Genomic DNA, 19,443 nt, shown 5'->3' with positions numbered 1-19,443 from the left:
GACCGGAGGGGACAGCGACCATGCCGAGCAAGATCGTCGGGACACGCAGGCCCTCCGCCGCACGCGGCGGGGGGCGGGTCCCCGCGACCCCGCGGCGACCCCGTGACGGAGGCGTACGGCGGCTCTACCGGCGGGCGCAGAAAGCCTGGGACCGGCCGCTGACGGCGTACTACGTGATCATCGGCGCGGGGATGCTCATCACCACGCTCGGCCTCGTGATGGTCTACTCCGCCTCGATGATCACGGCCCTCACCTACGACCTGGTGCCGTCCTACTTCTTCCGGAAGCAGTTCTTCGCCGCGCTGCTCGGCACCGGACTGCTCCTGGCCGCCTCGCGGATGCCGGTGAAGCTGCACCGGGCGCTCGCCTACCCGATCCTGGTCGGCGCGGTCTTCCTGATGGTGCTCGTGCAGATCCCCGGGATAGGGCACGCGGTCAACGGCAACCAGAACTGGATCTCCCTCGGCGGCCCCTTCCAGCTCCAGCCCAGCGAGTTCGGCAAGCTGGCGCTGATCCTGTGGGGGGCCGACCTGCTCGCCCGCAAGCACGACACGCGGCTGCTGACCCAGTGGAAGCACATGCTGGTGCCGCTGGTCCCCGGCGCCTTCATGCTGCTCGGGCTGATCATGCTCGGCGGCGACATGGGCACCTCGATCATCCTCGCCGCGATCCTCTTCGGGCTGCTGTGGACGGCCGGCGCGCCCACCCGCCTCTTCGTCGGGGTGCTCACGGTGGCCGGCGCGATCGGCGTGCTGCTGATCAAGACGAGCTCGAACCGGATGAAGCGCTTCGACTGCATCGGGGCGACCGACCCCGGCGGCGAGGGAGCCCCCTGCCTGCAGGCCGCGCACGGAATCTATGCTCTGGCCTCGGGCGGATGGTTCGGATCCGGGCTCGGTGCGAGCGTGGAGAAATGGGGCCAACTCCCCGAGGCGCACACCGACTTCATCTTCGCGGTCACCGGTGAGGAACTGGGCCTCGCGGGGACGCTGTCGGTACTCGCCCTGTTCGCGGCTCTAGGCTATGCGGGTATCCGCGTGGCCGGAGGCACGGAGGACCCCTTCGTGAGGTTCGCCGCGGGAGGCGTGACCACCTGGATCACGGCGCAGGCCGTGATCAACATCGGTGCGGTGCTCGGTCTGCTGCCGATCGCCGGTGTCCCCCTCCCGCTGTTCTCCTACGGAGGGTCGGCCCTGCTGCCGACCATGTTCGCCGTCGGGCTCCTCATCGCCTTCGCGCGACAGGAACCCGCCGCGAAAGCGGCCCTGGCCATGCGCCGCCCCGGCTGGGGCAAGCGGGTCGGGGTGAGATGGAAGTCGATGCGACGGCGCGTCAAGAAGCGCCCGTCCGGAGAGCGGTGAATTTCGGTGCATGTCGTACTCGCCGGCGGGGGGACCGCCGGCCACATCGAGCCGGCGCTGGCCCTCGCGGACGCCCTGCGCAGGCAGGACCCCAGCGTGGGAATCACGGCGCTCGGCACGGAGAAGGGTCTGGAGACCCGGCTCGTGCCCGAGCGGGGCTACGAGTTGGCTCTCATCCCGGCCGTACCGCTGCCCCGCAAGCCCACCCCCGAGCTGATCACCGTCCCCGGACGGCTGCGCGGCACGATCAAGGCCGCCGAGCAGGTCCTGGAGCGCACCAAGGCGGACTGCGTGGTCGGCTTCGGCGGTTACGTGGCGCTGCCCGGCTATCTGGCGGCCAAGCGGCTCGGGGTGCCGATCGTGGTCCACGAGGCCAACGCCCGGCCCGGCCTGGCCAACAAGATCGGTTCGCGGTACGCGGCCGGCGTCGCCGTCGCCACCCCGGACAGCAAGCTGCGCAACGCCCGCTACATCGGCATCCCGCTGCGGCACACGATCGCGACCCTCGACCGGGCGCGGGTGCGTCCCGAGGCGCGTGCCGCGTTCGGCCTCGACCCCAACCTGCCGACGCTGCTCGTCTCCGGCGGCTCGCAGGGCGCCCGGCGGCTCAACGAGGTCGTCCAGCAGATCGCCCCGGTCCTCCAGCGCTCCGGGATCCAGATCCTGCACGCGGTCGGCCCGAAGAACGAGATGCCGCGCGTCGACAACATGCCCGGTATGCCGCCGTACGTGCCGGTACCGTACGTGGACCGGATGGATCTCGCGTACGCCGCGGCCGACATGATGCTCTGCCGCGCGGGCGCGATGACCGTCGCCGAGCTCTCCGCCGTCGGCCTGCCCGCCGCGTACGTCCCGCTGCCCATCGGCAACGGCGAACAGCGGCTCAACGCGCAGCCCGTGGTGAAGGCGGGCGGTGGACTGCTCGTCGACGACGCGGAGCTGACCCCGCAGTGGGTGCAGGGCAACGTCCTGCCCGTACTGGCCGATCCGCACCGGTTGTACGAGATGTCCCGTGCCGCCGCCGAGTTCGGCCGCCGGGATGCCGACGACCTGCTCGTCGGCATGGTGTACGAGGCGATCGCCGCCCGCCGTCAGGCGTAGCGCGGCGGCGAGAGGCAGGAGCGCCAGGTGGCAGCCGGACCGACGACCGCGGAGAAGAGCGGGGCCAGCAAGTCCAAGGGGCCGGCGGAACGGTCGTCCGGCGCGGGTGCGCGGAACCGTCAGTTCCGCGTACCCGCCCCCCGGCTGCTGCTCGTCGCGTTCGGCGTGCTCGCGCTCGTGGTCGGCGGGGTCTGGGCGCTCTACGGATCCACCTGGTTCCGTGTGGAACGTGTGAAGACTTCCGGCACCCGGGTCCTGACCGCGCGCGAGGTCGAGGCGGTCGCCGCCGTCCCCCTGGGGGCCCCGCTCGTCACCGTCGACACCGAGGCGATCGAGGCCCGTCTCCGGGGGGCCTTCCCGCGGATCGAGTCGATCGACGTCGCGCGGTCCTGGCCGCACGGAATCGGGCTGAAAGTGACGGAACGACAGCCTGCCCTGCTCATCGAAAAGGGCGGAAAGTTCACCGAAGTGGACAGGACCGGCATGCGGTTCGCCACCGTCGACACCGCCCCGCGAGGCGTTCCCCGGCTGGTCCTCGACAGCGCCGCCTCCCCGAGCCTGCGGCGCTTCGGCGCCGACCGGCTGCTCCGCGAGGCGGTGCGCGTCCGGGGTGAACTCCCGGCGGAAATCGTCCGGGACACTCGTGTCGTGCGCGTCACTTCGTACGACTCCGTCACGCTGGAGCTGACCAAGGGGCGCACGGTCTTCTGGGGCAGTGCCGAGCACGGCCCGGCGAAGGCCCGGGTGCTGACCGCTCTGATGAAGGCGGCACCCAAAGCGGGGCACTTCGACGTAAGTGCTCCCACGGCGCCCGCCTCGTCCGGGAGTTGACGGGCATCACCGCTGGCCAGCACCCTGGTTGGCCAGCGCTACGGGTGATCACATAGGGTGAAAAGAAAAACGGGAGGTTCGGCGTGTTCGTTGAACGTGCGCCGCTTGTCGACTTAGTGTCCTGTTCGGAAGAGTCCAGAGAACAGAGACACTGGTAACCCTAAACTTCAACGTTAGGGTTCGGGTCGGCGTTTCGGACCGTCCCAATCGGCATCCGTCGGAGTGGCGCGACCAACGCGCGGCACCGACACGTAACTCGAGGCGAGAGGCCTTCGACGTGGCAGCACCGCAGAACTACCTCGCAGTCATCAAGGTCATCGGTGTCGGCGGCGGTGGTGTCAATGCCATCAACCGAATGATCGAGGTCGGCCTCAAGGGCGTCGAGTTCATCGCGATCAACACCGACGCGCAAGCGCTGTTGATGAGCGACGCCGACGTCAAGCTCGACGTCGGTCGTGAACTCACCCGCGGCCTGGGCGCCGGGGCCAACCCGGCCGTCGGTCGCAAGGCGGCAGAGGACCACCGTGAGGAGATCGAGGAGGTCCTCAAGGGGGCCGACATGGTCTTCGTCACCGCCGGCGAAGGCGGCGGCACCGGCACCGGCGGCGCACCCGTCGTCGCCAACATCGCGCGCTCGCTCGGCGCCCTCACGATCGGTGTGGTCACCCGGCCGTTCACCTTCGAGGGCCGCCGTCGTGCCAACCAGGCGGAGGACGGCATCGCCGAGCTCCGCGAAGAGGTCGACACCCTCATCGTCATCCCGAACGACCGACTGCTCTCGATCTCGGACCGCCAGGTCTCCGTGCTCGACGCGTTCAAGTCGGCCGACCAGGTGCTGCTGAGCGGTGTCCAGGGCATCACCGACCTCATCACCACCCCGGGCCTCATCAACCTCGACTTCGCCGACGTCAAGTCGGTCATGTCCGAGGCCGGCTCGGCGCTCATGGGCATCGGCTCCGCCCGCGGCGACGACCGCGCGGTGGCCGCCGCGGAGATGGCGATCTCCTCGCCGCTCCTCGAGGCCTCCATCGACGGCGCCCGCGGCGTGCTGCTCTCCATCTCCGGCGGCAGCGACCTCGGTCTCTTCGAGATCAACGAGGCCGCGCAGCTGGTCAGCGAGGCGGCCCACCCCGAGGCCAACATCATCTTCGGTGCCGTCATCGACGACGCCCTGGGCGACGAGGTCCGCGTCACCGTCATCGCCGCCGGCTTCGACGGCGGCCAGCCGCCGGCCCGCCGGGACAACATCATCGGCTCGGTGTCGGCCAAGCGCGAGGAGCCGGCCCCGGCCCCCCGCCACGTCGAGACCTCCCGTCCGCTCGGCGGCCTCGGCACCGTGGCCCCCCGCGAGGAGCCCGCCGCCCCGGTCGAGCCCGCCCCGGCCGTCAACGAGACCCCGTCGGCGCCCGCTCAGCCGGTCGTCCCCCCGGCCCGTCCGTACGCGGACAGCCAGGCCGAGGAGCTGGACGTCCCGGACTTCCTGAAGTGATAGGACATCGCTTCGACGCGAACGGCGCGCACTTCGCCTTCACCGACCGGTGGGGCGGGGTGAGCGCCGTTCCGTACGAGGAGCTCAACCTCGGCGGAGCGGTCGGGGACGTTCCCGAAGCGGTACGGACCAACCGGGCGCTCGCGGCCGGGGCCCTCGGGCTCGACCCGGCGCGGGTGGTCTGGATGAACCAGGTGCACGGGGCGGACGTCGCGGAGGTCGACGGGCCCTGGGGCACCGACGCGATCCCGGCGGTGGACGCGCTCGTCACCACCCGGCCGGGACTCGGGCTCGCCGTCCTCACCGCGGACTGCGTGCCGGTCCTGCTCGCCGACCCGGTCGCCGGCGTCGTGGCCGCGGCCCACGCCGGGCGGCCCGGGATGGTGGCGGGAGTCGTCCCGGCCGCGGTCGCGGCCATGATCGACAAGGGCGCCGACCCCGCCCGTATCGTCGCCCGCACCGGCCCCGCCGTCTGCGGGCGCTGCTACGAGGTGCCGGAGGCCATGCGGGCCGAGGTCGCGGAGACCGAACCCGCGGCCTGGGCCGAGACGAGCTGGGGGACCCCGGCCGTCGACGTCGTGGCCGGAGTCCACGCCCAGCTCGACCGGCTCGGCGTCACCGACCGGCGGGCCAGCCCGGTCTGCACCCGGGAATCCGGTGACCACTACTCGTACCGCCGCGACCGCACCACGGGGCGACTCGCGGGATATGTCTGGTTGGACGCTGTATCCGCCCCGGGGACGACCCCCGGATCCCCGGCAGGAAAGAACTGATGACGGACCGCACGTCGGAACTGGCCGAGAACCTGGCCCGGGTGGAGGCGCGCATCGACGCGGCCTGCGCCGCCGCCGGGCGCGCGCAGGAGGAGGTGACCCTCGTCGTGGTCACCAAGACCTATCCCGCGAGCGACGTCAGAATCCTCCATGGACTCGGCGTGCGGCACGTCGCCGAGAACCGGGACCAGGACGCCGCGCCCAAGGCGGCCGCCTGCGCCGACCTTGATCTGACCTGGCACTTCGTGGGCCAGTTGCAGACCAACAAGGTCAGATCCGTGGTGGGTTATGCCGATGTGGTGCAGTCCGTCGACCGGTTGAAGCTGATTTCCGCCCTTTCCGCCGCCGCGGAGAAGGAGGGGCGCGAGCTCGGCTGTCTGCTCCAGGTCGCGCTCGACGCCGAGTCCGGCGAGCGGGGCGACCGCGGCGGCGTCGCGCCGGACGGGATCGAGGAGTTGGCGGCCGCGGTGGACGCCGCACCCGGGCTGAGGCTCGGCGGACTGATGACGGTGGCCCCGCTCGCCGGCCCGTACGCCGGGCGCCAACGTGCCGCCTTCGACCGCCTCATGGATTTGTCGACTGCCCTGCGCGCGACCCGTCCGGCTGCGAACATGGTGTCGGCGGGGATGAGTGCGGACCTCGAGGAGGCCGTCGCGGCCGGGGCGACACACGTACGCGTCGGTACGGCGGTACTCGGCGTCCGCCCGAAGCTCGGGTAACGTCGCGAAGCAAGTCGGACCACAGCAGAAAATATGGTCATCCCGCAGAACGGCGGGGTGTACCCGTGGATCGCCGGCACTTGGTGACGAGGCCGATCCACCACAGAGCGGAGGACTCAGAGAATGGCCGGCGCGATGCGCAAGATGGCGGTCTACCTCGGCCTCGTGGAGGACGATGGGTACGACGGCCGGGGCTTTGACCCCGACGACGACTTCGAACCCGAGCTGGAGCCGGAGCCCGAGCGCGACCGGCGTCACACCCCCCCGCGCCAGGTGGAGCGCGAGGAACCCGTACGTGTCGTGGCGCCCCCCGCACAGCGGGAGCCGGTCGCCCATTCCGTCCCGGTACTCGCCGAAAGCGGACGTCCGGCCCGAATTGCCCCCGTGGCATCCATCACACCCGAACGTCCGAGCCTGGAGAAGAACGCACCGGTGATCATGCCCAAGGTCGTGTCCGAGCGGGAGCCCTACCGCATCACCACGCTGCACCCGCGGACGTACAACGAGGCCCGTACCATCGGGGAACACTTCCGTGAGGGTACCCCCGTGATCATGAACCTCACGGAGATGGACGACACGGACGCGAAGCGACTTGTCGACTTTGCCGCCGGACTCGTCTTCGGGCTCCATGGCAGCATTGAGCGCGTGACGCAGAAGGTGTTCCTGTTGTCGCCTGCTAACGTCGATGTCACGGCGGAGGACAAGGCCCGGATCGCAGAGGGCGGATTCTTCAACCAGAGCTGAGAACAACAGAACCGGACGGACCGGTCGCGACGCGGCCGGCCAAGCGAGAGCACGTAAGCCAGGGGAGAGGGAAACGCGGGATGGGCGTCGCACTACAGGTGGTCTACATCGTGCTGATGTGCTTCCTCGTCCTCCTGATCGTCCGGCTGGTCATGGACTACGTCTTCCAGTTCGCCCGTTCATGGCAACCCGGTAAGGCGATGGTGGTCGTACTCGAGGCCACCTACACTGTCACCGATCCACCGCTCAAGCTTCTGCGGCGACTCATCCCGCCGCTGCGTCTCGGGGGCGTGGCGCTCGACCTGTCCTTCTTCGTTCTGATGATCATCGTCTGGCTTCTGATCAGCTTCGTGAGCCGGTTCGCGGGGTGAGAGTGGACGACGACGATACGGTCTTGCCGACTGCCGACGACTACGTAGAGGTGAAGAAGAGATGCCGTTGACCCCCGAGGACGTGCGGAACAAGCAGTTCACGACCGTCCGCCTTCGAGAAGGCTATGACGAGGACGAGGTCGATGCCTTCCTCGACGAGGTCGAGGCCGAGCTGACCCGCCTGCTCCGCGAGAACGAGGACCTGCGCGCCAAGCTGGCCGCCGCGACGCGTGCCGCCGCGCAGAACCAGCAGCAGCAGGGCATGCGCAAGCCCCCGGAGCCGCAGGACCGTCCCGGCGCGCCCGTGCCCGCGGCCATATCCGGACCGCCGGTCCAGCAGCAGCCGCCCCAGATGGGCCCGCCGCAGCTGCCTTCCGGTGCCCCCGCGCTCCCCGCCGGTCCGATGCAGGGCGGCCCGATGCAGGGCGGCCCGATGCAGGGCGGTCCCATGCAGGGCGGCCCGATGCAGGGCGGTCCCATGCAGGGCGGCCCCATGGGCCCCGGCCCGATGCAGGGCGGTCCGATGGGTCACCCGCAGCAGCAGATGCAGCAGATGCAGCAGCCGCAGCAGGGCCCCGGTGGCGACAGCGCCGCGCGTGTCCTCTCGCTGGCCCAGCAGACCGCCGACCAGGCGATCGCCGAGGCCCGCTCCGAGGCCAACAAGATCGTCGGCGAGGCGCGCTCCCGCGCCGAGGGCCTGGAGCGCGACGCCCGCGCCAAGGCCGACGCCCTCGAGCGGGACGCCCAGGAGAAGCACCGCGTCGCCATGGGCTCGCTGGAGTCCGCCCGCGCCACGCTGGAGCGCAAGGTCGAGGACCTGCGCGGCTTCGAGCGCGAGTACCGCACGCGTCTGAAGTCGTACCTCGAGTCGCAGCTGCGCCAGCTGGAGACCCAGGCCGACGACTCGCTGGCCCCGCCGCGTACCCCGGCGACGGCCTCCCTGCCGCCGGCCCCGTCGATGGCCTCGGCGGGCGCGGGCGCCCCGTCCTACGGCGGCAACGGCGGCATGGGCGGTCCGCCGTCCATGGGCGGTGCCCCCTCCTACGGCGGTCAGCAGCAGATGTCTCCGGCGATGACCCAGCCGATGGCTCCGGTCCGTCCGCAGGCACCGCAGCCGATGCAGCAGGCGCCGGCGCCGATGCGGGGCTTCCTGATCGACGAGGACGACAACTGACGGCGGGTGGTCGCGCGATGAGCGCGTAGCCGTCGGCAGGCTGCAAGGGCCGGTTCCCGGGTTTTCCCCCGGGGGCCGGCCCTTCGCCGTACCCACCGGCCGTGTGGGCCGTCGCCCACGCCCACCTGGCGTGTGGGCCTTCGCCCTCGCCCACCCGGCGTGTGGGCCTTCGCCCTCGCCCACCCGGCGTGTGGGCCTTCGCCCTCGCCCACCCGGCGTGTGGACCTTCACCCTCGCCCACCGCCGTGTGGGCAATCGTCCCGCTGGGCGGGACGGGTGGGCACACGGGACGGCGCCCTTGGCGGCGCCTCCGCCCCTCGCGCCTGGACCCGCACCGGTGGTGCGCCGAGCAAAGGGTGCGGGTTCGGGCGCGAAAGCCTGGGCCCGGCAAGGGGCGCCGTCCGTTGTGCCCACCCGTTCCGCCCCAGCGGAACGATTGCCCACAACGTGGTGGGGCGCGGAGGCACGGGGGTGGGTATCGCCCCGGCGGAGCGATGGCCCACAACGGGGTGGGTGGAGGAGTGGGGGTGGGTATCGCCCCGGCGGAGCGATGGCCCGCGACGGGGTGGGTGGGGGCCGCCCCGGCGGAACGGTGGCCCGCAATGGGGTGGGTGGGGTTCGCAGCGGGCGCGGGGCGGCGGGGGCGGGTACGCCGAAGGGCCCGGCCTCAGGAGAGGCCGGGCCCTTCGGGCAAGGGGTCAGGACTTGCGGAGGCGGAACACGAGGGCGAGGGAGTCGTCCTCGAAGGGGGCGCCGTAGGAGTCGTCGGCCTCGCCCTGTGCGAGGTCCGTGGCGAGGACCTCGTCCGCGATGAGGCCCGCGTGGGCCGTCAGCGCCTCGGCGGTCTCCGGCGACGCGGAGGTCCAGCGCAGCGCGATGCGGTCGGCGACGTCGAGGCCGCTGTTCTTGCGGGCCTCCTGGATGAGGCGGATCGCGTCACGGGCGAGGCCCGCCTTGCGGAGCTCCGGGGTGATCTCCAGGTCGAGGGCGACCGTCGCACCGGCGTCGGAGGCCACCGACCAGCCCTCGCGCGGGGTCTCGGTGATGATGATCTCCTCGGGGGTGACGGTGACGTCCTCCCCGTTCACCGACAGGGTCGCCTCGCCGGAGCGCAGCGCGAGCGACAGCGCGGCCGCGTCCGCCGCGGACACGGCCTTGGCGACGTCCTGGACGCCCTTGCCGAAGCGCTTGCCGAGGGCGCGGAAGTTCGCCTTGGCCGTCGTGTCGACGAGGGAGCCGCCGACCTCGGAGAGGGAGGCGAGGGAGGAGACGTTCAGCTCCTCCGTGATCTGGGCCTGGAGCGCCGGCGACAGGGCCGCGAAGCCCGTCGCCGCCACCAGCGCGCGGGAGAGCGGCTGGCGGGTCTTGACGCCCGACTCGGCGCGCGTGGCCCGGCCCAGCTCGACCAGCCGGCGGACCAGGAGCATCTGCTCGGAGAGGGTCGGGTCGATCAGGCCGGCGTCGGCCTCCGGCCAGGTGGCCAGGTGCACGGACTCGGGCGCGTCGGGCGTCACGGGGACGACCAGGTCCTGCCAGACCCGCTCGGTGATGAACGGGGTGAGCGGGGCCATGAGGCGGGTGACCGTCTCGATGACGTCGTGGAGGGTGCGGAGCGCGGCCGCGTCGCCCTGCCAGAAGCGGCGGCGGGAGCGGCGCACGTACCAGTTGGACAGGTCGTCGACGAAGGCGGAGAGGAGCTTGCCGGTCCGCTGGGTGTCGTACGACTCCATCGCCTCGGTGGCCTCGGTCACCAGGGTGTGGAGCTCGGAGAGGAGCCACTTGTCGAGGACCGAGCGGTCGGCCGGGGCCGGGTCGGCGGCCGACGGGGCCCAGCCGGAGGTGCGGGCGTACAGCGCCTGGAAGGCGACCGTGTTCCAGTACGTCAGGAGGGTCTTGCGGACGACCTCCTGGATGGTGCCGTGGCCCACCCGGCGGGCCGCCCACGGCGAGCCGCCGGCCGCCATGAACCAGCGGACCGCGTCGGCGCCGTGCTGGTCCATCAGCGGGATCGGCTGGAGGATGTTGCCCAGGTGCTTGGACATCTTGCGGCCGTCCTCGGCGAGGATGTGGCCGAGGCAGACCACGTTCTCGTAGGACGACTTGTCGAAGACCAGGGTGCCGACGGCCATGAGCGTGTAGAACCAGCCGCGGGTCTGGTCGATGGCCTCGGAGATGAACTGGGCCGGGTAGCGGCTCTCGAACAGCTCCTTGTTCCGGTACGGGTAGCCGTACTGCGCGAACGGCATCGAGCCCGAGTCGTACCAGGCGTCGATGACCTCCGGCACCCGGGTGGCCTCGAGCGAGCAGCCGTCCGTCGGGCAGGTGAAGGTCACCGCGTCGATGTACGGGCGGTGCGGGTCGAGCTCGGACTGGTCGGTGCCGGTCAGCTCGGTCAGCTCGGCGCGCGAGCCGACGCAGGTGAGGTGGCCCTCCTCGCAGCGCCAGATCGGCAGCGGGGTGCCCCAGTACCGGTTCCGGGAGAGCGCCCAGTCGACGTTGTTGGTGAGCCAGTCGCCGAAGCGGCCGTGCTTGACCGAGTCGGGGAACCAGTTGGTCTTCTCGTTCTCCTGGAGCATGCGGTCCTTGACCGCGGTCGTGCGGATGTACCAGGACGGCTGCGCGTAGTAGAGCAGGGCCGTGTGGCAGCGCCAGCAGTGCGGGTAGCTGTGCTCGTACGCGATGTGCCGGAAGAGCAGGCCGCGGGCGTCCAGGTCGGCGGTGAGGGCCTCGTCGGCCTTCTTGAAGAAGACGCCGCCGACCAGCGGGACGTCCTCCTCGAAGGTGCCGTCGGGGCGGACCGGGTTCACGACCGGCAGGCCGTACGCCTTGCAGACCTTGAGGTCGTCCTCACCGAAGGCGGGGGACTGGTGGACCAGACCCGTGCCGTCCTCGGTCGTGACGTACTCGGCGTTGACGACGTAGTGCGCCTCGGCCGGGAAGTCCACCAGCTCGAAGGGGCGCCGGTAGGTCCAGCGCTCCATCTCGGCGCCCGTGAAGGACTCGCCGGTGGTGACCCAGCCCTCGCCGAGGGCCTTCTCGACCAGCGGCTGGGCGACGACGACCCGCTCGTCGCCGTCGGTGGCGACCACGTAGGTGACCTCGGGGTGGGCGGCGACCGCGGTGTTGGACACCAGGGTCCAGGGGGTCGTCGTCCAGACGAGGAGCGCCGCCTTGCCGGCCAGCGGGCCGGAGGTCAGCGGGAAGCGGACGTAGACGGAGGGGTCGACGACCGTCTCGTAGCCCTGGGCCAGCTCGTGGTCGGACAGGCCGGTGCCGCAGCGCGGGCACCAGGGGGCGACCCGGTGGTCCTGGACGAGGAGGTCCTTGTCGAAGATCTGCTTCAGCGACCACCAGACCGACTCGATGTACGAGGGGTCCATGGTCCGGTACGCGTCGTCCAGGTCGACCCAGTAGCCCATGCGGGTCGTGAGGTCGGCGAAGGCGTCGGTGTGGCGGGTCACCGACTCGCGGCACTTCGCGTTGAACTCCGCGATGCCGTACTCCTCGATGTCCTTCTTGCCGGAGAAGCCGAGCTCCTTCTCGACGGCGAGCTCGACCGGCAGGCCGTGGCAGTCCCAGCCGGCCTTGCGGGCCACGTGGTAGCCGCGCATGGTGCGGAAGCGGGGAAAGACGTCCTTGAAGACGCGGGCCTCGATGTGGTGGGCGCCGGGCATGCCGTTGGCGGTCGGCGGGCCCTCGTAGAACACCCACTCGGGGCGTCCTTCGGACTGCTCCAGGGTCTTGGCGAAGACCTTGTTGTCCTGCCAGAAGTCGAGCACGTCGTGCTCGAGGGCGGGCAGGTCGACCTGGGCGGGCACCTGGCGGTACTGCGGCGGTGTCATCGAGTTCCTCCGGCGGAAAGTCGTCGTTCCGTCGGAGGGACGAGAGCCCGGCTCCCGCGGTACCACCCTCCTTGGCCCCGGGCACACAGGCCCTGAGCCCCCTCATTGGGGTCGCGACGCCGGGTCTAGTCACCGCGCTGTGCTGCGGCTTTCTTCCGACGGCTCCGGGGTGATGCTTCACATCGGGCTCGCCCCCGGGCTCTCACCGTCCCCGGGTCGCTCATGGCTGCGTACGACGCTACTCGTCCCCATCCAAGCCTTTCGCTGAGGCCAGTGTACGGGGCCCGGAGGAGGGCGGCAGACCGGTTTTCGCGTGACCCGAATGGCCACATGGGGCCGGCCGGAGTCGAGTGCGGCCATGTGGGGGAGGGACGGGACGGATAACCGGGCGGGGAGCTGGGCACAACGGAGGCAGGCCCGCCCCGCGGGGAGCGGGGGCGGGTGGGAAAGGCGGCGTGCCCCGTTGCCGCGGGCCTTGGGCCGATTTATCGTCCCAGCACGATTCGCGAGCAAGATCACAAAATGTGAAGGGGCCGCGACATGGTGGCGAAGAAGACCGCCGCGAAGAGGGCCTCGGACGCCGGTTCCGCCGGTACGGCCGAGGCCGCCAAGGACGTGACCGGCAAGAAGTCGACGGTCGCGACGAAGACGGCTGCCGGGAAGGCCGTCACCAAGAAGGCGGTCACGAAGAAGACGGTCGGCGGGAGGACGGCCGTCGACGGGACGGACGCGGCGGCCCCCGCCCGCGCGACCGCGGCCCCGGCCGACGAGGCCTCCGGCGGGAAACCCGTGGCGAGGAAGGCGGCCGCCAGGAAGGCGCCCGCCGCGAAGAACGCGAAGAAGCAGACAGGAGCCAGGACGGTGGCAGCGAAGAAGACCGCGGGCGGCGTCACGACCGCCGGCAGCGAGGCCGCGGTGCCGTCGGCCCGCACCGGTGAGCTCGCGGTGCGGCCCGGGGAGGATCCCTGGACGCCGGAGGAGGTCGACGAGGCCCGCAGCTCGCTCCAGGCGGAGGTGCTGCGGCTCCGCAGCGAGCTGGTCCACTCCCAGGAGGAGCTCACCGGCCTCATGCGGGACTCGGGCGACGGCGCGGGTGACGACCAGGCCGACACCGGCACGAAGAACATCACCAGGGAGCACGAGCTCGCCCTCGCCGCCAACGCGAGGGAGATGCTGGAGCAGACCGAGCACGCCCTGGAACGGCTCGACGCGGGCACGTACGGCCTCTGCGAGGTGTGCGGCAAGCCCATCGGGAAGGCCAGGATGCAGGCCTTCCCGCGGGCCACGCTCTGCGTCGAGGACAAGCAGCGACAGGAGCGGCGTGGCTGACGATCTCGGCTGACGGTCTCGCACGCCTGTGCCGTACCCTCGGTGCACGGTCAGGCATCGAGGTCGAGGGACTCACTCACGTGGCAGAGGCGGAGCGCATCATCGGTACGCCGGATTCAGCAGGGGCCGAGGAGCCGGCCGTGTCCGGCGAGACGGTCGCCTCCGAGGGGACGGCGGCCTCCGACGGGACGGCCGCCCCCGAGGCGCGGCCCCGGGGCAGGCGCCGGATCGTCGCGCTGTTCGTGGTGGCCCTGCTGGCCTACCTCCTGGACCTCGGCAGCAAGATGCTGGTGGTCGCCGAGCTGGAGGGCCACGAGCCGATCGACCTCGTCGGGGACCTGCTGCGGCTGGACGCCATCCGGAACCCGGGTGCCGCGTTCGGCATGGGCGAGGCCTTCACGATCATCTTCACCTGCATCGCGGCCGCCGTGATCGTCGTGATCATCCGGCTGGCGCGGAAGCTCTACAGCCTGCCCTGGGCGATCGCGCTCGGCCTGCTGCTCGGCGGCGCGCTCGGCAACCTCACGGACCGGATCTTCCGCTCGCCGGGCGTCTTCGAGGGCGCGGTCGTCGACTTCATCGCCCCCGCGCACTTCGCCGTCTTCAACCTCGCCGACTCGGCGATCGTCTGCGGCGGCATCCTGATCGTCCTGCTGTCGTTCCGGGGCCTGGACCCCGACGGCACCGTCCACAAGGACTGAGCCCGACCCGTGCGGACGACGGAGTGTCGTCCGCACAAGGCATACTCGACGGGTGAGTACGAGTCCCGAGATCCGCACGCTGCCCGTTCCCGATGGCCTGGAGGGCGAGCGCGTCGACGCCGCCATCGCCCGTATGTTCGGGTTCTCCCGTACGAAGGCGGCCGAGCTGGCCGCCACAGGGAAGGTCCAGGTCGACGGATCCGTCGTCGGCAAGTCCGAGCGGGTCAGCGGTGGCGCATGGCTCGAGGTCGAGATGCCGGGTGCGGCCGCGCCCGTGCAGATCGTCGCCGAGCCCGTCGAGGGCATGGAGATCGTCCACGACGACGACGACATCGTCGTGATCATGAAGCCGGTCGGCGTCGCCGCGCACCCGAGCCCCGGCTGGACCGGCACCACGGTCATCGGCGGCCTCGCCGCCGCCGGGTACCGCATCTCCACCTCCGGCGCCGCCGAGCGCCAGGGCATCGTGCACCGCCTGGACGTCGGCACCTCCGGCCTGATGGTGGTCGCGAAGTCGGAGTACGCGTACACCTCGCTCAAGCGCCAGTTCAAGGAGCGCACGGTCGACAAGCGCTACAACGCGCTGGTCCAGGGGCACCCCGACCCGATGAGCGGCACCATCGACGCTCCGATCGGCCGGCACCCGAACCACGACTACAAGTGGGCGGTCACCGCCGAGGGCAAGCCCTCCGTCACGCACTACGACCTCATCGAGGCGTACCGGTCGGCGTCGCTGCTCGACATCAAGCTGGAGACGGGCCGCACCCACCAGATCCGGGTGCACATGTCCGCCCACCGCCACCCCTGCGTCGGCGACCTCACCTACGGCGCCGACCCGACGCTGGCCAAGCGCCTCGGCCTGACCCGGCAGTGGCTGCACGCGGTCCGGCTCGGCTTCGAGCACCCGGGGGACGGTTCGTGGGTCGAGTTCTCCAGCACGTACCCCGAGGACCTGCAGCGGGCCCTGGACCGGATCGCGGCGGAGAGCCAGTGACGGCCGCGTACTCCGTCCGCGAGGCGGCGGAGCCGGCCGACCGGGAGGCGTGCTTCGGCGTCCGCCGCGAGGTGTTCGTCGAGGAGCAGGGCGTTCCGCGGGAGCTGGAGTACGACGCGTACGACGCGACCGCGGTGCACGTCCTGGCCGTGCGCGCGGACGGCCTGCCGCTGGGCACCGGGCGTCTGCTGCACGGGGCGGACGCCGCCGGCAAGACGGGCGGGGACGCCTCGGTGGGCTCGCTCGGCCGGCTCGCCGTCGCGAAGGCGGCGCGCGGTCTCGGGGTCGGCGCGGCGCTCGTGCGGGCCGTCGAGGACGCGGCCCGCGAGCGGGGTCTGACCGCCGTCGACCTGCACGCGCAGATCCAGGCGCTGGGCTTCTACGAGCGGCTCGGCTACGAGGTGTACGGCCCCGAGTTCCCGGACGCGGGCATCCCGCACCGGGCCATGCGGAAGCCGCTGTGAGGTCCGGCCCCCTGTAGCACCCGGCGCATCGGGAGCACACAGGGGGCGATCGGCATCAAAACGGACGTACGTGGCAGGGTGGGCCCGTGGATCAATTGGCCCTGTTGTTCTTGCTGCTGCTCGGCGCCCTGCTGACCGTTCCCCTCGGCGACCGGCTCGGTCTGCCCGCCCCGGTCCTGATGACGCTCGTCGGGATGGTGCTGGCGCTCCTGCCCTTCGTCCCGAACGTCGAGGTCCCGCCGGAGTTCATCCTCCCGCTCGTGCTGCCGCCGCTGCTCTACGCCTCCGTCCAGCGGACCTCCTGGCGGCAGTTCGCGGCCAACAGGCGACCGATCTTCCTGCTCGCGGTCGCCCTGGTCTTCGTCACCACCGCGGCCGTCGGCGCGGTCGCGCACGCGATGGTGCCGGGCCTGCCGCTGGCCGCCGCGGTCGCCCTCGGGGCCCTCGTCGCCCCGCCGGACCCGGTCGCCGCGACCGCCGTGGCGGGTTCGCTCGGGCTGCCCCGCCGACTGGTGTCCATCCTGGAGGGCGAGGGGCTCTTCAACGACGTCACCGCGATCGTGCTCTACCACGTGGCCATCGCCGCGGTCGTCAGCGGCTCCTTCTCCTGGCCCGACGCGCTCGCCGAGTTCGTGCTGTCCGCCGTGGTCGCCGTGGCCGTCGGCCTGGCCCTCGGCTGGCTCTGCAACAAGCTGATCGGTCTCCTCGGCGACGTCACGCTGCAGACCGGCCTCACCCTCCTCGTCCCCTTCGTGAGCTACGTGCTCGCCGAGGAGCTGCACGGCTCGGGCGTCCTCGCCGTCCTGCTCACCGCGCTCTTCCTGGCCGAGCACGCGGCGGACGCCGACGACGTCATGGGCCGGCTCGCCGGCCAGACCTTCTGGCAGATCGTCGACACCCTCGTCACCGGCATCGCGTTCGGGCTCATCGGCCTGGAGCTCATCCACGTCTTCGGCGTCGCGGAGGGCCGCGGCCGGGAGATGCTCGGCTGGGGCGCCGTGGTGGTCGGCGTCGTCGTCGGGGTCCGGCTCCTGTGGCTGCTGCCCGCCACCTGGCTGGCGAAGCGGCTGCACACCCTCCGGGACGTCGACGAGGAGATCCCGATGAGCTGGCGGGAGACCGTCGTCATGTGGTGGGCGGGGATGCGCGGGGTGGCCTCGGTGGCCCTGGCCCTCGCGATCCCGCTCCGCACCGACGACGGCGCGCCCTTCCCCGGTCGCGACGAGATCGTCTTCATCGCCTTCTGTGTGATCATCGCCACCCTCGTCTTCCAGGGCCTCACCCTGCCCGCGCTGGTCAAGCGGCTGGGCGTGCGGGCCGACACGGACGCCGAGCGGGCGCTCGAACGCGACCTCGCGATCCGGGCGGCGAAGGCCGCCAGGCGCAGACTGAAGGAGATCGAGGAGGTCGAGGAGCTGCCCGAGGAGGTCCAGGAACGGCTGCTGCGCGGCGCGTACGACATCGGCGCCAGGATCAGTCCCGACATGGTCGACGAGGAGCGGCGGGCCGCCTACGCGGCGCGCGTGGACCGGCTCAAGGCGGTGCAGCGGATCCAGCGGGAGCTGATGTCGGCGGCACGGCACGAGGTCCTGGCGGCGCGCAGCGAGCCGGGCGCCGATCCCGAGGTGGTGGACCGGGTGCTGCGGCAGCTGGACGTGCGCAGCATGCGCTGAGCGGCGGCCCGTGGGCCGGGTGGCAGGATGGGACGCATGGACATCATGCTCTTCCACTCGGCCTACGGGCTGACCCCTTCCGTCGAGGCGGCCGCGGAGCGGCTCCGGGCCGCCGGGCACCAGGTCTGGACCCCGGACCTCTACGACGGGCGGACGGTGGGGACGGTCGAGGAGGGTGTGGCGCTCCGGGACGAGATCGGCAAGGACGAGCTGCTGAAGCGGGCGGTCCTGGCCGCCGCGCCGTACTCCGAGCGGGGCCTGGTCTACATGGGCCTGTCGCTGGGGGCCTCGATCGCGCAGACCCTGGCGCTCGGGGACGAGAAGGCGCGCGGGCTGCTGCTGTTCCACGGCACCTCGGACCTGGCCGAGTCCGCGTCGGTGGACGAGCTGCCCGTCCAGCTGCACGTGGCCGAGCCCGACCCGTTCGAGACGGACGACTGGCTGTCCTCGTGGTACCTCCAGATGCGCAAGGCCGGCGCGGACGTGGAGATCTACCGTTACCGGGGCGCGGGGCACGTGTACACGGACCCGGAGCTGCCCGACTGGGACGCGGAGGCGGCCGACCGGACCTGGTCGGTGGCGCTGGACTTCCTGAAGAGCCTGTAGGGCGTACGGCGAGAAAGGGGTGTGGCCCCCGGGGGGATCCCCGGGGGCCACACCTGTGTCCGGACGGTGCGTCAGGCGCGGTACGCGGTCCAGGCGTCGTTCATCCGGGTCACCTGACCCGCGGTGAACTGGTACATGCAGGCGTCGTAGGTGTAGTCCATGAAGTTGTGGATCGGGTCCACACCCGCCTTGGAGGCGCAGGAGTCACGGCCGGTCGGGCACTCGTACGCGGGGCTCTTCTCGGCCGGGGTGTCGGCGACGTAGTCGCCGTTGCCCGTGCAGCCGCCCTGGAAGGTGTGGTACAGGCCCATCCAGTGGCCGACCTCGTGGGTGGCGGTGTCGCCCTCGTTGTAGTTCGCGGCCGAGCCGCCCGGGAGCGAGGAGTCGAGGACGACGACGCCGTCCATGGACGGGTTGGAGTTGTACGAGGACGGGAAGGTCGCCCAGCCGAGGAGGCCGCCGCCGAGCTTGGCGGTGTAGAAGTTCAGCGCGCCCGCGCCGCCCTTGCGGAGGGTCTGCTTCATCTGCTTCTCGGCGGTGGAGCCGGAGGACAGGTTGTACCAGGTGGCGTTGTCCGTGTAGTCGGTCGCGGCCAGCGTGAACTGGAAGTTGGTGTTCACGTTGCCGGTGCCCTGGCCCGCGTAGGCGGCGTTCAGGACGTTCAGCTGGTTCTGGATCTGGGTGGCGGAGAGCTTGCCCGTCGTGCCCGAGTGGATCACGTGGAAGTAGACGGGGATGTTCACCACGGCGGCGGCGTCGGCGGCGGCGCTGAGGCGGCCTTCGGCGCGGGCCGCGGACAGCTTCTTCTTGAGGTCGTCGTCCATGGCCTTGGCCTTGGACGCCGTGACCTCGTTCGGCTCGGCGGCGTGGCTGTCGGCGCCGCGCTCCTTGCGGGCGCCGGACAGGGTGGCCGTGCCGTCCGCGCACTCCTCGGCGGACGCGCCGGCCAGGGTGGTGGCGGCGCCGGTGGCGACCGGGGCGGACAGCGGGGCCAGGGCCAGGGTTCCGGCCATGACGGCGGTGCCGAGCATCCGGCGCGACATACGCGGGGATATGCGGACAAGAGCACGCACGGTGACTCCTCGTGGGGGGTGCTGGTGAGGAACTTCCTCGCCACGCCGGGGAGATTACGCGTCCATGTCAGCCGCCGTTGAGAAGTGATCAGGCCCAATCATTCATGGGGCAATTCGGGTCATCGGGAAGAAATTCTTGTGCCCGTTCCGGAGTTTGAGACCTCGACGTAACAGGTGGAGTGGCAGAGGCGGGTGGTG

General features: G+C 71.4%; 17 protein-coding genes. 15 read left to right on the top strand and 2 right to left on the bottom strand.

Annotation, left to right across the window (positions count from 1 at the left end):
• The first annotated feature begins 20 nt into the window (after nt 1-20).
• The 9 genes from ftsW (at nt 21) to AC067A_RS16250 (ending at nt 8,563) form a co-directional block, all read left to right on the top strand.
• The gene (ftsW, locus tag AC067A_RS16290; RefSeq protein ID WP_478620226.1) at nt 21-1,361 is read left to right on the top strand and encodes a putative lipid II flippase FtsW; all 1,341 of its coding nucleotides are present in this window, start codon (nt 21-23) and stop codon (nt 1,359-1,361) included.
• Between the two features lie 6 nt (nt 1,362-1,367).
• Nucleotides 1,368-2,462 carry an undecaprenyldiphospho-muramoylpentapeptide beta-N-acetylglucosaminyltransferase gene (gene murG, locus AC067A_RS16285; RefSeq protein WP_017238796.1) on the top strand — a complete coding sequence of 365 codons (1,095 nt, stop codon included), beginning with the start codon at nt 1,368-1,370 and terminating at the stop codon, nt 2,460-2,462.
• Nucleotides 2,463-2,489: 27 nt separating this feature from the next.
• The gene (locus tag AC067A_RS16280; RefSeq protein WP_478620223.1) at nt 2,490-3,293 is read left to right on the top strand and encodes a cell division protein FtsQ/DivIB; all 804 of its coding nucleotides are present in this window, start codon (nt 2,490-2,492) and stop codon (nt 3,291-3,293) included.
• A 277-nt stretch (nt 3,294-3,570) separates the two neighbouring features.
• On the top strand, nt 3,571-4,782 hold the full coding sequence (gene ftsZ, locus AC067A_RS16275; protein WP_478620221.1) for a cell division protein FtsZ: 1,212 nt from the start codon (nt 3,571-3,573) through the stop codon (nt 4,780-4,782).
• Complete coding sequence (gene pgeF, locus AC067A_RS16270) at nt 4,779-5,555, top strand: peptidoglycan editing factor PgeF (RefSeq protein WP_478620218.1); 777 nt, start codon at nt 4,779-4,781, stop codon at nt 5,553-5,555. The genes ftsZ and pgeF overlap by 4 nt, the downstream gene beginning before the upstream one ends.
• Nucleotides 5,555-6,274 (top strand): YggS family pyridoxal phosphate-dependent enzyme, encoded by a 720-nt coding sequence (locus AC067A_RS16265; RefSeq protein ID WP_478620215.1) that lies wholly within the window; start codon nt 5,555-5,557, stop codon nt 6,272-6,274. The genes pgeF and AC067A_RS16265 overlap by 1 nt, the downstream gene beginning before the upstream one ends.
• A 123-nt stretch (nt 6,275-6,397) precedes the next feature.
• The gene (locus AC067A_RS16260) at nt 6,398-7,018 is read left to right on the top strand and encodes a cell division protein SepF (protein WP_017238791.1); all 621 of its coding nucleotides are present in this window, start codon (nt 6,398-6,400) and stop codon (nt 7,016-7,018) included.
• 80 nt (nt 7,019-7,098) lie between these two features.
• Nucleotides 7,099-7,389, top strand: coding sequence for a YggT family protein (locus AC067A_RS16255; protein WP_478620212.1), 291 nt, complete (start codon nt 7,099-7,101; stop codon nt 7,387-7,389).
• A gap of 61 nt (nt 7,390-7,450) precedes the next feature.
• The gene (locus AC067A_RS16250; RefSeq protein WP_478620209.1) at nt 7,451-8,563 is read left to right on the top strand and encodes a DivIVA domain-containing protein; all 1,113 of its coding nucleotides are present in this window, start codon (nt 7,451-7,453) and stop codon (nt 8,561-8,563) included.
• A gap of 698 nt (nt 8,564-9,261) precedes the next feature.
• Here AC067A_RS16250 and ileS read toward each other — a convergent pair.
• A complete protein-coding gene (gene ileS, locus AC067A_RS16245; protein WP_478620206.1) occupies nt 9,262-12,405 on the bottom strand; it encodes an isoleucine--tRNA ligase in 3,144 nt (1,047 codons plus the stop codon).
• Nucleotides 12,406-12,945: 540 nt separating this feature from the next.
• Between ileS and AC067A_RS16240 the strand changes: the two genes are divergently transcribed.
• The 6 genes from AC067A_RS16240 (at nt 12,946) to AC067A_RS16215 (ending at nt 18,172) form a co-directional block, all read left to right on the top strand.
• Entirely contained in the window at nt 12,946-13,734 is a 789-nt protein-coding gene (locus tag AC067A_RS16240; protein WP_478620203.1) for a TraR/DksA family transcriptional regulator, read from the top strand.
• An 80-nt stretch (nt 13,735-13,814) separates the two neighbouring features.
• Entirely contained in the window at nt 13,815-14,435 is a 621-nt protein-coding gene (gene lspA, locus AC067A_RS16235; RefSeq protein ID WP_478620200.1) for a signal peptidase II, read from the top strand.
• 52 nt (nt 14,436-14,487) lie between these two features.
• Nucleotides 14,488-15,429, top strand: a complete 942-nt coding sequence (locus tag AC067A_RS16230; protein ID WP_478620197.1) for an RluA family pseudouridine synthase — start codon at nt 14,488-14,490, stop codon at nt 15,427-15,429.
• Nucleotides 15,426-15,893: a GNAT family N-acetyltransferase gene (locus AC067A_RS16225; protein WP_478620195.1), complete on the top strand. Its 468-nt coding sequence runs from the start codon at nt 15,426-15,428 to the stop codon at nt 15,891-15,893. The genes AC067A_RS16230 and AC067A_RS16225 overlap by 4 nt, the downstream gene beginning before the upstream one ends.
• An 86-nt stretch (nt 15,894-15,979) precedes the next feature.
• Entirely contained in the window at nt 15,980-17,566 is a 1,587-nt protein-coding gene (locus AC067A_RS16220) for a Na+/H+ antiporter (protein ID WP_478620192.1), read from the top strand.
• A 36-nt stretch (nt 17,567-17,602) separates the two neighbouring features.
• Entirely contained in the window at nt 17,603-18,172 is a 570-nt protein-coding gene (locus AC067A_RS16215; RefSeq protein ID WP_478620189.1) for a dienelactone hydrolase family protein, read from the top strand.
• Nucleotides 18,173-18,243: 71 nt separating this feature from the next.
• On the opposite strand, the gene AC067A_RS16210 is transcribed toward AC067A_RS16215, so the two are convergent.
• Nucleotides 18,244-19,203 carry a zinc metalloprotease gene (locus AC067A_RS16210; RefSeq protein WP_478620441.1) on the bottom strand — a complete coding sequence of 320 codons (960 nt, stop codon included), beginning with the start codon at nt 19,201-19,203 and terminating at the stop codon, nt 18,244-18,246.
• Nucleotides 19,204-19,443 lie beyond the last annotated feature (240 nt).

Source organism: Streptomyces sp. NPDC043176 (genome assembly GCF_056436715.1).
Note: the sequence above shows the minus strand (reverse complement) of the source record. Positions and strands in the feature narration are given on the sequence as shown.